Origin of the sequence: Wolbachia endosymbiont of Tetranychus urticae, assembly GCF_046529255.1 — a bacterium.
Taxonomy (GTDB): domain Bacteria; phylum Pseudomonadota; class Alphaproteobacteria; order Rickettsiales; family Anaplasmataceae; genus Wolbachia.
Map to the genome: position 1 here is coordinate 1,504,019 of NZ_CP114181.1, position 14,926 is coordinate 1,518,944.

The following is a 14,926-nucleotide window of genomic DNA, read 5'->3' on the forward strand; positions in this document are numbered from 1 at the left end:
CACTGGGATCTAGTAAATTTACTTACTAGATATGAAAAGTTATTATACTTACAAGCAAGCACAATAAGGCTCTGTATATAGGTATAACGTCAAATCTAACTAAACGAATTTGGGAACATAAAAATAAAGTTATTTCTGGCTTTACATCAAAGTACAATGTGCAGAAATTAGTTTACTTTGAGATATTTCAAGATGTAGGTTCAGCTCTGAACAGAGAAAAACTTTTGAAAAGCTGGAAAAGAGAGTGGAAAATTGATTTAGTTGAAAGGGAAAACCCAAATTGGGCTGATTTATATGATGAAATTATAAAATAAAATGAGATCCCAGTGTCAAGCACTGGGATGACATCATCTGCTACATACTTGAATCACAAGAGAAGAATTCTGAAGCAAAAGCTTCAAGGAAATCTTATGCAAAATCTAGTATTTACGGAATTTATATTATTTTCATGCACATTATGGTTTTTATAATCAACGGAGAGTGATATGGCTAGTTTAATTTTTAAAGACAATTCTGGAAAAGATGTAAAATCCCCTACCATCAAAAGCATAATTTATGAAGATGCTGCACGGAATAAGTATACCTTTGGTGTGGACAATGGTACTAATGTTTTCAACACTTTTAAGTATGGACCTAATGGTGCTGCTGAAGTAGATTATAGCACTATAGCAACAAACTTCATGACTGAAGGTGCAATTGCTACATTATTAGGTATTGGAACTAACGTAGGTGAAATAAAGGCTAAGACTGATAAGATGCCTGCTGATTTAGGAACTGAGTTAGGTAATTTAGCTAAATCTGCTGATGTTACTGCTATAAAGGCTAAAACTGATACTATTCCAGCTGACTTAACAGCTAAAGTAACTGCTATAGAAACTGCTACAAATTCTGCTAATTTAGGAGATAAGGTTACTGCAATACAAACTAAGACTGATAAGATTACAGATACCTTAGGAGCTGATGTCACTGCTATAAAGGCTAAGACTGATAAGATGCCTGCTGATTTAGGAACTGAATTAGGTAATTTAGCTAAATCTGCTGATGTTACTGCTATAAAGGCTAAAACTGATACTATTCCAGCTGACTTAACAGCTAAAGTAACTGCTATAGAAACTGCTACAAATTCTGCTAATTTAGGAGATAAGGTTACTGCAATACAAACTAAGACTGATAAGATTACAGATACCTTAGGAGCTGATGTCACTGCTATAAAGGCTAAGACTGATAAGATGCCTGCTGATTTAGGAACTGAATTAGGTAATTTAGCTAAATCTGCTGATGTTACTGCTATAAAGGCTAAAACTGATACTATTCCAGCTGACTTAACAGCTAAAGTAACTGCTATAGAAACTGCTACAAATTCTGCTAATTTAGGAGATAAGGTTACTGCAATACAAACTAAGACTGATAAGATTACAGATACCTTAGGAGCTGATGTCACTGCTATAAAGGCTAAGACTGATAAGATGCCTGCTGACTTAAACGCTGAGTTAATTAAGTTAACTACAATAGGAAATGCTATAAATGGTAATGGTAACGTCACTGAAGCTGCTAAAGCTGTACTAGAGAGCAGTTTCAAGAAAGCTATTGAAGAAGCTGGAGAAGATGGTAGCAAATGGCTTCAAAATGAGATAAAAGAGATAGTGTCACAGCCATCCTTCGAGATTCCAACAGATTCAAGTTCACCTCTTTCTTGGGATTGGTAATGTAAGCGCTAGTGAATGACATCGCAAGATGTCATTCACTGTTGTCATTCCAGTATGTGATACTGGAATGACATCCTTGTTTTATTGCAACTAATTTGCAGTGATTTTTGTTTTTATGTAAATGGAATATAGTCCTATTGCTGCTGCGTTTGAAACATTTAGACTATCAATTACGTTTGACATTGGAATTTTTAAAAGATAATCACAACTTTCTTTCACTAATCTCCGCATTCCTTTCTCTTCAGAACCAAAAATAATTACTCTTTTTTGCCCAAAATTCTTTATTTCATCTATATTTTCCTTTGCATTGCAATCAAACCCATAACACCAGTAGCCTATCTTTTTTAAAGACTCCATCGTTTTTACTATGTTTGTAACGTATATTAGAGGAACAATATCCAGTGCTCCACTTGCTGCTTTTGCGATAGATGCATTTTCGCTCGGTGAATGGTGATGTGGTAAAACCAGTGCATCAATGTTGAAACAAGCTGAGGTTCTTAAAATCGACCCTATATTGTGCGTATCAGTAATTTGATCTAAAATGACTATAGTAGAGCTGTCACCTGAACCTTCAGCTATTTCTTCGATATTTAAGCTGTGAAAAATAGGAGCAACTTTTAAAGCAATTCCTTGATGATTGACACCTTTGGGTAAAACATCATTGAACATTTTGTTCTCTACCAGTCGAGGTTTAATGCCCTTACTATCTGCACATTGTTTAATTTCTTTCTCAAATTCTCTGTAGAAATTTTCTGTTACTAACAGTTCTATACACCGCCTATTTTTGTTTCTTAATGCTGAAATACAAGTGTGCTTTCCATATATCCAACAGTTTTCATTAGCTTTTGATGATTTCATCTCATTATTGAGAATCAGTTTTTTATAGAATAAGCAATATTTTACTGTGTTTATATATTGTTGTAAAATTATGCAGTTCAATTAATGAATTTATGTCAGATGATGAGTTAGATTGGCAAAAAAATGTTAAGCCAATAGAATGTGGAAAAGTTACTTTGAAAGTTGATCACAAAGTAAATATAAAATCTATGATTGATAAAGGTGCCTCTAGTTTACAAGAAAATTTTCTTAATACTGATAATGGTGATTCATCATTTTGTCTTGACTACAATACACAATTAAAGATCGATAGGGGCAAATATTTTATAAGCGATAAACTCGATTTGCATGGCTATAGTATAGATAATGCTTATTGTAAATTGATAGATTTTATTATCAAAAATTATCAAGCAAGGAATAGGTGCTTATTGGTAATTACGGGGCATGGTAATAGTACAGATAAAATAGACACTATAAAGAATAGCTTAAATAAGTGGTTGAATGACACAAAAGTTCGAAATATGATCTTATACTATCAGCAAGCCATAAAAAAACATGGTGGCAAAGGAGCTTTTTATGTCTTATTAAGAAGAAATAAAGGTTAATTTTAGAGTACCTATTTAGGAGTACCTTTCTTAGAATTCACGTGTTGAAGAATGATTTCTGCTAAACCTTTACTAATTCCAGGTACGTTTTGAATTTCAGCTAGAGAAGCTTTGCTTATGTTTTCTACCGAACCAAAATGAGACATGAGTGCCTTCTTTCTTTTACTGCCAACACCAGATATTTTGCTTAATTGTGAAGCAAAAAACTGTTTATCGCGTTTTTTTCTGTGCGAAGTTATTGCAAAACGGTGAGCTTCATTACGCAGCAATTGTAAATAAAGCATGACCTTGCTGTCACTTGCTAGAGTAAATTCTTCTCTGCTCGGCACATAAAATCTTTCATTTCCTGCGTTACGATCATGACCTTTTGCCATACAAGCAAAAGGAACGTTTATATTCAATATCTCCAACACATTCTGCACTATGGAAACATGTCCTGGCCCACCATCTATCAGTAAAAAATCAGGAATGATGTCTTTTATATTGCCAGAGAAACGTCTAGTCAGCACTTCTCTCATCATTTTATAGTCATCACCTGAAATTTCTTCTTTTATAGTAAATTTTCTGTACTCACTTTTTAAAAAACCTTCCTGACCTGCAACAACCATCACACCAATCTGTTGATTTCCAGATATATGGCTATTGTCATAAACTTCGATACGCTTTGGAATATTTGGTAACAAAAAGATTTTGCTAAGCTCTTCGAGCTTTTCTAGGTTATTTCTATAATCAGTAAGCTTCTGCTCTAGGCTATGCTTAGAATTATTGTAAATAAAATTCAACAAATCACGCTCTTTACTATTTTTCGCATACAAAACTTTTATTGATTTTTGAGTAAGAGCATAAAGTGCTTGTTCTATAATTTCCTTATCCTTAATAAAATCGGGAACGTAAATTTGCGCTGGTGGTGTATTAACTGGATTATACAAATTGACCAAAAAGGTGGATAAAATTTCATCATTTGGATGATCACTACAATTCTCAATGAAGTAAGGAATGCTTCCATAGTTACCTTTATCTCTGAAAGATAGTACACCAATGCATGCTAAGTCTGCCTCACGTACAATGCTGAAGAAATCTACATCTTCTTCAAAAGAAAAATCCATTGGCTGCATTTGAATTTGCTGAAGAAATTTCAATCGATCTCTATAGACAGCAGCAAGCTCGTAATTCATCTCCCTACTGCACTTTTCCATTGTAGAAAATAGCTGTCTTTGCACTTCTTTATTCCTTCCTAGCAGAGTATCTTGTGCTTGTTTTACTGATTTGCAGTAATCATCTTTTGTAATTTTATCTACGCATGGTGCTGAACAGCGCTTAACTTGATACTCAAGACATGGTCTTTTTGTTGAAGAGAAATATTGATCTGAACATACTCTTAAGAGAAAAGCTTTTTGCAATGATAATATAGTGTTCTTAACAGCAGCGGCAGATGGAAAAGGGCCGTAGTAATGAAACTCATTCTTCTTAAACTTACCTCTATATTTCGCTATTCTTGGATAATCATGCTTAGAAATTGTTATATAAGGATAAGATTTTCCATCCCTAAGCAAAATATTATAAGATGGTTTTAACGATTTTATTAACTGTGCTTCAAGAAGCAATGCTTCGATTTCATTCTCAGTGATGAATATTTCAACCTTAATAACCTGTGAGATCATTACTCTGATTCGTTCAGAAAGGTTTTCGAATTGAAGGTAGTCGGATAATCTCGACTTCAAGTTTTTTGCTTTACCGATGTATAAAACCTTATTCTTATCTCCAACCATCTTATAAACGCCACAGGATTGTGGAGATGATTTGATTTGTTCCTTATATTGCCTGAGCATTTATCAATTGTTTAACCTGTATAAGGTTAAACTCTGCTACTAAATGAAAGGTAGAAACAACATTTGCAAGCAAAGATAACCTGTTTATTCTAAGCTCATTAGAATCACAGTTAATCTTTACACTGTCCATAAATTGATTGATAAATGGAGCAAAACGAGCAAGTTCATCAAGCGCTGTATTAAAGTCGTTATTTTCTATCGCTTGTTTGATGTTTTTACAAGCAGCTGTAGCACAATTTGATAGCACAATCTCCTCATCTTCAATCAAAAACTTCTTACTGTAAGATGCATTATAAGTAGTGCCATCACTTTTTCTCACTTTGCTCATCATGTTACTGGCTCTTTTATAAGTGCTTAGAACCTGTGCACCTTCTTTTGTACTAAGATAACGATCCAATGTCACAGTTTGCTTTTCCGCTTTCAGCAGATCATTAATATCGACCTTATATAGTATTGAATCTACAACATCTTGCCTTATATTTCTATTTTTTAAAATAATCTTGAACCTTTCTAAGCAGAATTTAAATACTAGTTCTGAAATTTGTTTTTCACTTGGCTTATCAACTGGAGTTATATTTTTATTCAATAGAAGCCTTGAACATAAAGATACTGACTTATCTATCAGCAATCTAATTGGAATATGCAAATTATTTTCAAGTATTGTTCTAATTATACCAATTGTCATTCTACGCAAACCAAACTGATCATACGAACCAGAGATTTTCTCACCTGCTGCAATTAAGCCAACCAAACTATCCATTTTGTCTGCAATAGCTACAGCAATCGCAGTAGGAGATCTAGGGCATTCTTGGTCCGATCCAATTGGCTTATAGTGCTCAGTTATAGCTTCCTCTACTTCTTTATCCTCTTGAAAATAAGAAGCGTAGTATCCACTCATTACTCCTTGCAATCCCGGAAATTCTTTCACTATCAACGTTGCAAGATCTGCCTTTGCTAAATATGCAGCACGTTCAACTTTAATTAATGAAGCATGTGGAATAAATATCGCTATATACTTTGAAAGAGCGATAATACGCTTCACTTTTTCTTCTACGCTACCGAGCGTAGCATGAAATGAAATAGAGCTCAATTTTTTGACATAGTAATCTAGGTTTTCCTTCTTGTCTTGAGATATCAAAAACTGGGCATCAGCAAGACGTGCTTCTAATATTCTTTCATGGCCTTTGACAACTTCATTGTTGTTAACATTTACAACAGTAACAAAATGTGATATTTTCTGTCCATCACTTAAAGCAAGATACTTTTGCTGCGTATTAATTATACTAAGTATTACTTTCTTCGGTAATTCTGATGATTTTACTTTACCAAATAATACTATTGGCCACTCTATAAGCCCTGCCAATTCATTAAGTAAATAATCATTTTTTTCAAGTTGTAAGTTCTCCTCTTTTGTAAACTTATTAATCTGATCTAGTATAAATTGCTTTCTTTTGTCCAACTGGAGAATGACATTATTTTTTTCTAACAATTCAAAATAGTCTTTGGGTGTTTTAACAGTAAGTACTGCATCACCTGAAAGAAACCTATGACCATACGTCACGTTGCATGCTGTAACCCCTGCAAAAGATATAGGTATTATTTCGTCATTTAAAATACATAGAATATTTTTAATTGGCCTAACCCATCTCTCTTTTCTTTCACTCCATCTCATACTCTTTGGCCAAGAAAAGTTTTTTAGCATTTCCTCCAGTTGATTTTTTAGAAACCCGTTGATGTTAAATAAGCAGCTTTCTCTCTTAATGAAGTAAAAATCTTCATCGTTTACTTTGCGAATGAGTAAATCTTCTTCACCTTTCCGATTTTTTCTCAAAAAACCTTCGATAGCACTTTTCGGTGCATTAACTCTTGGTCCTTTAATCTCATTGTTAGAATCTTTTAGCTCCAAAGCACTTATGCCATCAATAAAAAGAGCAATGCGACGTGCAGTCACATAAACTTCTATAGATGCAAATTTCACATTATTTTTACTAAAAGCATTAGTGATATAGCTCTTAACCTGAGCTGCAGATGAATTCTGCATTCTTGATGGAATTTCTTCTGAAAGACATTCAAACAATAATTGTGACAACATATTCTACTTTGCTCTATATAATTCACAGCATTTTTTTGTTAACTCTCTCACTCTACCAATATAGGCTGTACGTTCATTCACACCAAGCACACCTCTTGCATCAAGTAGATTAAGTAGATGGCTCGTTTTAATACATTGGTCATAAGCTGCTATCGGCAATTCTTTTTCAACAAGGAATTTACACAGTTTTTCTGTATCCTCAAACTGCTGTTGTACTACTTTAGTATCATAATAATCAAGTGCCAGGTAAGAAAACTCTCGCTCTCTTTGTTTAAAAATATCTCCATAAGTTGCACCGCTACCGTTCCACATTATGTCGTAAACATTATCTACACCCTGTATGCACATTGCTAAACGCTCTAACCCATATGCTACTTCACCAGGAATTATTCTGCAGTCAATACCTCCCACTTGCTGTATATAAGTAAGTTGTGTTACTTCCATTCCGTTGCATGTAACCTCCCAACCAAGACCGGATGCACCAACACTTGGGTTTTCCCAATCATCTTCAATAAACTTAATATCATATTCTTTTGTCGATACACCAAGAGCTTTTAAGCTATTTAAGTAAATATCTTGCAAATTGCTGCCAGATGGTTTTATTATAACTTGGTATTGATGATGCTGATATAAACGATTAGGGTTGTCGCCATAGCGTCCGTCTGCAGGTCTGATTACTGGTTGTAGATACGCAATTTTTGTTGATTTTTCGTCAATCGCTGACATGATTGTTGCGGGATGTAGTGTTCCAGCTCCAACTTCAGACGTATATGGATGAAGTATAGTATACCCTTCATCTGCCCAAAAATCTTGTAATCCCTTTATTATATCCTGTAGATTCACGCAAACTGTATATCTTTTAAACTGAATACATAAGCAAATAAGTACTATTCTATACTTATTTTTTTAATAGTGCCATGAAAATAGTCACTCAAGGCTATTGAACTTTCTTTTACATACTCAAATATGCTTTTGTTTAAAACAATCGCATCACGCATAGTCAGATCGCAGAATATAAATGCAGTCAAGTACAATAAAATCACTGCATAAAACACATGAAAAATCCCTTCAAATGTGATTGATATTGCATTGTTATAACTAAGCTGTATCGTACTTATCGGCCATGGTTTTATTACTTCTACAATATTAAAAAATAAATAAGGTATTATAAAGAAAAAGAACAAATGCATAAGATCATTAAACCAAAATGGACATTGAAGTATTGCCTTGCATATACTTAAATAGAATTTACTTACAATATAATAAATTGACATTATTGCCGGCATCGAAAACGCAACAGTCATCACCTGTCCTGATGCTATTTGTATTACTATATTCTCATCACTGCTGGCTGAAGGATCTTGAGTATGAAAAATAGATATGCCAACTAATTGCAGCACTAACATAACTATTGCTAGCTTGGTAAAAATAGCAGCTACAACTATGCCTGAATTCGGCATTTTATATAGTATAAAATCACCTCCGTATGTAAGCATTAATATAATGTCGGTAATAAATAATATTAGAAAAGAAGACCAATAATGCTGCCAACCCGGTAAATATCCTACTCCTAAAAAAGAGCTTACTATTTTGGCAGGAAAAACCTTGCCTAGCACCTTACCCAAAAATTGAAAAAAAATCCCCATGTCCTAACTAACACTTGACTTATATTTTTCACAATACTGAATTGTAATGGACTTATCAATACACTTCTTGCATAGAAAAAAGGCAAATAGTTAAAAACGATCTAAATTTACCAATAACCGTTATCCCTTCTTTCTTCATATTAGTGCCTCTGTCCCAGTGCTCCTTTTCCTGTCATTCAAGTAGCCCCTTTGCGTCATTAGATCTCTTGCATAACTGGAATTCAAAAGTTGATGTCATTCCAGCTCATGACGCTGGAATCTATAGTATTTTCTAAAATGAATAATAAATTACCATTATGGTATTACCAACCAAAAGTTGTAAGTCTGTACATTTATACATCAGAGGTCTGAGGCGGCTTTTGATGGTATGCCAACAGTGTTCTATGGGATTCAAATCTCACTTTTACCCACAAGTATAAAAAGCAAGTAAGATAGAGAAAAATATACTTAAGATGAGGTAAAAATGTGTGAAGTAAATAGAAATGTACAATGTGCTGATGGCTTAGGAGATAAATGGCTAGAAAAAGAGTTGAGACATGTTAATCTGGGAGATGTAAGGCTTAATACAAGACTTATTAAAACAAGCTATTTAATAGAGAATAAGGCGTCTGGGTCAATTAGTCAAAGCTGTGTAGGATGGAAAGAAGCTAAAGGTGCATACAGATTATTTAGCAATGAGAAGCTTGAAGCTAAGGAAATTTATTCTTCCCATTATAAAGAAACTATGGAAAGGATAAAAGGAAATGAGCTGGTATTTTCAGTTCAAGATACAAGTTATTTGGATTTTGACTCTCATATAAAGACTAAGGGTCTAGGTAGTATTTCTAAAGCCTATACAAAATATAAAAAGGGTTTGTTATTGCACAGTAACTTAATGGTTAACAAAGACGGATTACCTTTAGGGCTATCTTCTCAACAGTGTTGGGCACGTTCTATCAGGGAAGAAACAGCCCAAGAAAAAGCAAACAGGAAATACCGTACTGCTATAAAGGAGAAAGAAAGCTATAAGTGGATAGCGGCACTAAAAGAAACCCTAAATAACCTCGCAGAAGGTGTACAGCTTGTTACTATTGGTGATAGGGAAGCAGATATTTTTAAGTTTTTATGGACTGTTGAATCATTGGACAGTTTTTATGTAATCCGCAACCGAACTAATAGGAAATTCATCTGTATTGAAGGGGGAAAAACGGATTTGCAAACACGTATAACTCAACTGCCTGTAAAAAAGGAAATTGTCTTGAATGTTGCTGAAAATAAATACCAGATCTCAAGAAAAGCTAACATTGAAGTCAGGTATATGAAAGGCTATATACCTATCAGATCTCCTTACATTTATGGATCGAAAGATACAGAGCATAAAATAAGTGATAAAATCGCTATATATGTAGTAAGTGCCAAAGAAACAAATCCTCCTGAAAGAGTAGAAGCTATTGATTGGACTTTGCTGACTAATGTACCAGTTAATAGCACTTTAGATGCTATAGAAAGGATAAATTGGTATAAGCTAAGATGGAAAATCGAGGAGTATTTTAGGATTTTAAAATCAGGATGTAAGGTAGAAAGCTCTCGTTTAGCTACAAAAGAAAGATTAGAGAAATTAATCGCTATAAAGAGCATTATTGCATTTAATATTTTATATTTAACAAAAATCGCTTTATCGAATCCTATGGAGGTTTGTACTAAGGTTTTAAGTAATGAAGAGTGGAAAACCCTTTACATACGTGAGCATAAAGTAGCCAAATTGCCAGAAGAACCTCCAAACATAAAACAAGCTATTATTTGGTTAGGAAAATTAGGTGGATTTATGAATAGAAAAAGTGATAATTTACCAGGAACTATGACTCTATGGCGTGGTTATGAAAACCTCAGGGAAAGCATGGTTATGCTTCGCATAATGACCTCTCAAAGTTGTGGGTAAAAGTGAGATTTGGATCCCATAGAACACTGTTGGCATACCATCAAAAGCCGCCTCAGACCTCTAATGTATAAATGTACAGACTTACAACTTTTGGTTGGTAATACCATAATGGAAATTTATCATTCATTTTAGAAAATACTATATTATTCTTGCAGTTGGCTGATTTCCAAGTATCCATGCGGGCCATGCAACACTTACACAAATGGACTTCATTGAACGCGGCGGCATATTGAATATTATTCTTCTTGCTTCACCAGCGCTTGCTGCTTCAAGCCTGTCTGCTATGACTTTTATATATTGATAATCATTATACTCACACCCCGGCACTACCGTTTGAAAGCATAATTCAATGAATTTGAGAAGGTTTATATTGTTCATAAAATTAAGGTTTGTTGATTTTTTAAGATTTTGTTGTATAATTAAACCAGCATAGTGAGAGTTAAAATATGAAAGAAATAAGAGAGCAAACTGAGAGAGAATTTATAAAAACTCAAAACGGGATGAAAATAGAGACAATTACGCTTCTTGGTAAAAATCAAAACAATAATCAAGGTGAAAAACATCTGATATACTCTATTGGTGGGAATAGAGCATTAAGTCCTAGTAAAGATTATTCCCAAATTGGAATTGGGCTACAGAGCAAGGGATAACTGTACATCTTTTTAATTATCCTGGACTTGGTTTAAGTAAAAACAGTTCATTGATAAGTAGCAATAGGGTTAAATCTGGTGTAGCAGTTGTAACTAACTTATTGGAAAAGGGTATAAAGCCAGATGATATCATATTGTTTGGAGACTGCCTAGGTGGACATGTACCTGCAGAGGTTCATAAAAATTTTAAGTATAAGGATATACATTTAAGATGCATCGTTAGCAATTCTGCAAGTTCACTTAAATAAGCTTCTCTTTATTATTTTGGATTCATAGCAAAATTAAAAATTTTTCTTGCTCCGATAATCAAATTGGTACTAAAGATTTTTGGCTGCCACTGGAAGACATATAAAATCGTAAATTCAATTACTCCTTATACAATGTACTTTAATCGAGAGGGAGATAAAACGATAAAACAGCCAGCGAAACTTGCAACAGAAATAGAAAAAATAGATCAAAGCGGTAGAAACGCTAATTCTGGATTAAAAAGAGAATAGAAAAGTTAGGAGAGTAGGGTAAACTCAACAAATAGAAAAAAATAGATGAGGTTACCCATGGAAGATATAACAAAACTGTTTTGTCTGGTCGATGATTTTTGCAGAGATATAGAGAAAAATTTTGCAGATAAACTACTGCCAAACGGTAAAAAACCCACAAGAGTGCCAGAAATTACACATTCGGAAATTATCACAATAATCCTCCTGTATCAGCAATCTCCCTGTGAAAATTTTAAGGCTTTCTACCTGCATTACCTAACATTGCTCTACAAACAGAGTTTTCGAAGTTGCCTTCATACACTAGGTTTGTTGCTCTAAAGCCCAGGTTTTTGTGGCATTTATACCAATTCCCACTATGTAAAGAACAGATAGACAATAATGGGAAAGAAGTGATACTAGAGTAGATAAAATAGAGAGGTATAATGGCATTAAGGTCAAAACTGTTAGACGAAAAAGTTGTAAATTTGGCGAAAGAAATGTTAAAAAAGGTCAGAAATAACGCATATGTTTCAAAAAAGTTACAAGCGGTGATAGCAGGAAAAGAAAGTAGTATAAGCGCTGTGGCAAGAATATGTAAAATTTCAAGGACTGCTTTGACTGAATGGATAAAGCATCTAAAATTTGGTAGAGTAGAAAAATTATTTTCCCCTTCTCAGCGGCGAAGAAAAAGCAAATTAAACAAAAATCAACGTGAGCAAATTGAAATATGGGTAGAAAGAAATCCAAATATTACTATTAAGGAAGTGCAAATAAAAATCTCAGAGGAATTTGGCCTAAACATTAGCAAATCAACAGTGCATCGTGAGATACAAAGGATGAAGTTTTCTTATATAACACCGAGGCCAATTCACCATAAACAAGATAAAAACAAGCAAGAAGAGTTTAAAAAATACTTCAATAAAATAGTCAATTCCCACCCTGAAAAGGAGGTATTTTTTTGATGAATCACGATTTGGAACTCATTCAAAAATCGGACACGGATGGTTTAAAAAAGGGGTCAGAACGCAGGTTAAAATGAAAATTGGTAGACAAAATTTCTATATCTACAGTGCGGTAAATCCAAGAAGTGGTAAGAAAATTAGCCTACTTGCTCCATATGTAAACACTGATTGTATGAATATATTTCTGGAGCAGATGTCGAAAGATTTAGGCACGAAAAAAGCCTTTCTTGTAATGGATTGTGCAGGCTGGCATAGATCAAAAAGTTTGAAAATTCAGAAAAACATTACCATTATATACTTGCCTCCTTATTCACCAGAACTAAATCCTGTTGAGAGGTTGTGGCAATATATCAAACACAATACTTTACGCAACAGAGTCTACGATACCATAGGCTTACTTGAAGATGTTCTGTGTATTTTATTGTCAGTATTTCCAGTGCTACTATTAAACGAGTTTGTAACGCTAATTCTGGATTAAGGAAGGAAGAAAGTATAGGAAATGGAAGGCTTTTTGGATTTCAAGGAATAGGAAATGAGAGTAGAAAAGATGTGAACCAAGAAATTAACGGGAGATCTATGGCGAGTATGTTCAATTTCAAGTCTATTTTTGAGGTAGCCAAAAATCGTCTCAATGATCGACCTTTTTCTCAGCAAAATCTTTTCATGTAGTGAAATTAATGTGTTTTTCATCCCCTTTTTCACCTTGGTAACAAGTTTCAAACCGCGGTTAAACAACTCTTGGAAAAGCTCTTTTTTAATATAGCCTTTATCACCAAACAAAAGACCGGTTAATTTCTTAGTTAGGTTTGCTACAGGCTCTCTATCGTCAACATTACCTCTTGTAAGCGTAAAAGCTTGAATTTCACCTTTCTCGTTAATTATCAAATGTAGTTTAAAGCCGAAAAACCAGCCATATGTACTCTTGCTTAATTTTGCAATTCCAGCAAAAACCTTATTTCTTGATATTCTTTTTGCATGGCAAACTGCAATAGGAGTTGTATCTATGTATGAGATTCCAGTAAGTTCTGACCATCCGCAAAGGCACTGTAATAGCATGGCTAAATGCCACAAAACCCTGGGCTTTAGAGCAACAAACCTAGTGTATGAAGGCAACTTCGAAAACTCTGATTTGTAGAGCAATGTTAGGTAATGCAGGTAGAAAGCCTTAAAATTTTCACAGGGAGATTGCTGATACAGGAGGATTATTGTGATAATTTCCGAATGTGTAATTTCTGGCACTCTTGTGGGTTTTTTACCGTTTGGCAGTAGTTTGTCTGCAAAATTTTTCTCTATATCTCTGCAAAAATCATCGACCAGACAAAACAGTTTTGTTATATCTTCCATGGGTAACCTCATCTATTTTTTTCTATTTGTTGAGTTTACCCTACTCTCCTGACTTTTCTATTCTCTTTTTAATCCAGAATTAGCGTTTGTAATGTTTCTTATTTGTTCGATTAGTAATGGAATTTGGTATTAGCCATGCTATTACAGTGCCTTTGCGGATGGTCAGAACTTACTGGAATCTCATACATAGATACAACTCCTATTGCAGTTTGCCATGCAAAAAGAATATCAAGAAATAAGGTTTTTGCTGGAATTGCAAAATTAAGCAAGAGTACATATGGCTGGTTTTTCGGCTTTAAACTACATTTGATAATTAACGAGAAAGGTGAAATTCAAGCTTTTACGCTTACAAGAGGTAATGTTGACGATAGAGAGCCTGTAGCAAACCTAACTAAGAAATTAACCGGTCTTTTGTTTGGTGATAAAGGCTATATTAAAAAAGAGCTTTTCCAAGAGTTGTTTAACCGCGGTTTGAAACTTGTTACCAAGGTGAAAAAGGGGATGAAAAACGCATTAATTTCACTACATGAAAAGATTTTGCTGAGAAAAAGGTCGATCATTGAGACGATTTTTGGCTACCTCAAAAATAGACTTGAAAGTGAACATACTCGCCATAGATCTCCCGTTAATTTCTTGGTTCACATCTTTTCTACTCTTATTTCCTATTCCTTGAAATCCAAAAAGCCTTCCATTTCCTATACTTTCTTCCTTCCTTAATCCAGAATTAGCGTTTATAGTGTTTATCCCGGCCTTCATAATGTCATTCCAGCCCTCATGATGTCATCCCAGTACTGGGATCCAACTAAATTGGTGAACACTTTACAGCATTTTTGATGGAAAGAACTAGATGCCAGTGTCAAG

General features: G+C 34.2%; 11 protein-coding genes and 4 pseudogenes. 8 read left to right on the plus strand and 7 right to left on the minus strand.

Annotation, left to right across the window (positions count from 1 at the left end; all coding sequences use genetic code 11):
- Positions 1-44 precede the first annotated feature (44 nt).
- Positions 45-314: a GIY-YIG nuclease family protein gene (locus O1Q06_RS07860; RefSeq protein WP_410543176.1), complete on the plus strand. Its 270-nt coding sequence runs from the start codon at positions 45-47 to the stop codon at positions 312-314.
- Positions 315-485: 171 nt separating this feature from the next.
- Positions 486-1,706 carry a hypothetical protein gene (locus tag O1Q06_RS07865; protein ID WP_410542598.1) on the plus strand — a complete coding sequence of 407 codons (1,221 nt, stop codon included), beginning with the start codon at positions 486-488 and terminating at the stop codon, positions 1,704-1,706.
- 90 nt (positions 1,707-1,796) lie between these two features.
- Here the strand turns inward: O1Q06_RS07865 and rlmB are convergent, their stop codons facing one another.
- Positions 1,797-2,564 carry a 23S rRNA (guanosine(2251)-2'-O)-methyltransferase RlmB gene (gene rlmB, locus O1Q06_RS07870; protein ID WP_007302490.1) on the minus strand — a complete coding sequence of 256 codons (768 nt, stop codon included), beginning with the start codon at positions 2,562-2,564 and terminating at the stop codon, positions 1,797-1,799.
- 92 nt (positions 2,565-2,656) lie between these two features.
- Here rlmB and O1Q06_RS07875 point away from each other — a divergent pair, with 92 nt between their 5' ends.
- Positions 2,657-3,148 (plus strand): Smr/MutS family protein, encoded by a 492-nt coding sequence (locus tag O1Q06_RS07875; protein ID WP_410542599.1) that lies wholly within the window; start codon positions 2,657-2,659, stop codon positions 3,146-3,148.
- An 11-nt stretch (positions 3,149-3,159) separates the two neighbouring features.
- Here O1Q06_RS07875 and uvrC read toward each other — a convergent pair whose 3' ends face one another.
- From uvrC to O1Q06_RS07895, 4 genes are read right to left on the minus strand one after another with little or no spacing between them, the layout of a single operon-like run.
- Complete coding sequence (uvrC, locus tag O1Q06_RS07880; protein ID WP_410542600.1) at positions 3,160-4,977, minus strand: excinuclease ABC subunit UvrC; 1,818 nt, start codon at positions 4,975-4,977, stop codon at positions 3,160-3,162.
- On the minus strand, positions 4,961-7,069 hold the full coding sequence (gene glyS / locus O1Q06_RS07885; protein WP_410542601.1) for a glycine--tRNA ligase subunit beta: 2,109 nt from the start codon (positions 7,067-7,069) through the stop codon (positions 4,961-4,963). Before glyS ends, uvrC begins: the two co-directional genes overlap by 17 nt.
- Before the next feature lie 3 nt (positions 7,070-7,072).
- Positions 7,073-7,912, minus strand: a complete 840-nt coding sequence (locus O1Q06_RS07890) for a glycine--tRNA ligase subunit alpha (RefSeq protein ID WP_410542602.1) — start codon at positions 7,910-7,912, stop codon at positions 7,073-7,075.
- A 44-nt stretch (positions 7,913-7,956) separates the two neighbouring features.
- The gene (locus O1Q06_RS07895; RefSeq protein WP_410542603.1) at positions 7,957-8,715 is read right to left on the minus strand and encodes a phosphatidylglycerophosphatase; all 759 of its coding nucleotides are present in this window, start codon (positions 8,713-8,715) and stop codon (positions 7,957-7,959) included.
- Between the two features lie 463 nt (positions 8,716-9,178).
- On the opposite strand from O1Q06_RS07895, the gene O1Q06_RS07900 reads away from it, so the two are divergent.
- Entirely contained in the window at positions 9,179-10,633 is a 1,455-nt protein-coding gene (locus tag O1Q06_RS07900; RefSeq protein WP_410542423.1) for an IS4 family transposase, read from the plus strand.
- Between the two features lie 141 nt (positions 10,634-10,774).
- On the opposite strand, the pseudogene O1Q06_RS07905 reads toward O1Q06_RS07900, so the two are convergent.
- Positions 10,775-11,011 (minus strand): annotated as a pseudogene (locus tag O1Q06_RS07905) (terminase); the annotation flags it as partial.
- 68 nt (positions 11,012-11,079) lie between these two features.
- On the opposite strand from O1Q06_RS07905, the gene O1Q06_RS07910 reads away from it, so the two are divergent.
- The 3 genes and pseudogenes from O1Q06_RS07910 to O1Q06_RS07920 all read left to right on the plus strand — a co-directional run.
- On the plus strand, positions 11,080-11,283 hold the full coding sequence (locus O1Q06_RS07910; RefSeq protein ID WP_410542604.1) for a hypothetical protein: 204 nt from the start codon (positions 11,080-11,082) through the stop codon (positions 11,281-11,283).
- Between the two features lie 554 nt (positions 11,284-11,837).
- Positions 11,838-12,121 (plus strand): annotated as a pseudogene (locus tag O1Q06_RS07915) (IS982 family transposase); the annotation flags it as partial.
- An 81-nt stretch (positions 12,122-12,202) separates the two neighbouring features.
- A pseudogene (locus tag O1Q06_RS07920) lies at positions 12,203-13,189 on the plus strand (IS630-like element ISWpi10 family transposase); the annotation flags it as partial.
- Between the two features lie 6 nt (positions 13,190-13,195).
- On the opposite strand, the gene O1Q06_RS07925 reads toward O1Q06_RS07920, so the two are convergent.
- Positions 13,196-14,065 carry an IS982 family transposase gene (locus tag O1Q06_RS07925; protein ID WP_410542605.1) on the minus strand — a complete coding sequence of 290 codons (870 nt, stop codon included), beginning with the start codon at positions 14,063-14,065 and terminating at the stop codon, positions 13,196-13,198.
- Positions 14,066-14,194: 129 nt separating this feature from the next.
- Between O1Q06_RS07925 and O1Q06_RS07930 the strand changes: the two are divergent.
- A pseudogene (locus O1Q06_RS07930) lies at positions 14,195-14,782 on the plus strand (IS982 family transposase); the annotation flags it as partial.
- Positions 14,783-14,926: the final 144 nt, after the last annotated feature.

Bases quoted from the DNA above. Each gene is read 5' to 3' on its own strand.
- O1Q06_RS07910 (WP_410542604.1), top strand. From the start codon at position 11,080: ATGAAAGAAATAAGAGAGCAAACTGAGAGAGAATTTATAAAAACTCAA.
- O1Q06_RS07925 (WP_410542605.1), bottom strand. From the start codon at position 14,065: ATGGAAGATATAACAAAACTGTTTTGTCTGGTCGATGATTTTTGCAGA.
- glyS (WP_410542601.1), bottom strand. From the start codon at position 7,069: ATGTTGTCACAATTATTGTTTGAATGTCTTTCAGAAGAAATTCCATCA.
- rlmB (WP_007302490.1), bottom strand. From the start codon at position 2,564: ATGAAATCATCAAAAGCTAATGAAAACTGTTGGATATATGGAAAGCAC.
- O1Q06_RS07865 (WP_410542598.1), top strand. From the start codon at position 486: ATGGCTAGTTTAATTTTTAAAGACAATTCTGGAAAAGATGTAAAATCC.
- O1Q06_RS07895 (WP_410542603.1), bottom strand. From the start codon at position 8,715: ATGGGGATTTTTTTTCAATTTTTGGGTAAGGTGCTAGGCAAGGTTTTT.
- O1Q06_RS07900 (WP_410542423.1), top strand. From the start codon at position 9,179: ATGTGTGAAGTAAATAGAAATGTACAATGTGCTGATGGCTTAGGAGAT.
- O1Q06_RS07875 (WP_410542599.1), top strand. From the start codon at position 2,657: ATGTCAGATGATGAGTTAGATTGGCAAAAAAATGTTAAGCCAATAGAA.
- uvrC (WP_410542600.1), bottom strand. From the start codon at position 4,977: ATGCTCAGGCAATATAAGGAACAAATCAAATCATCTCCACAATCCTGT.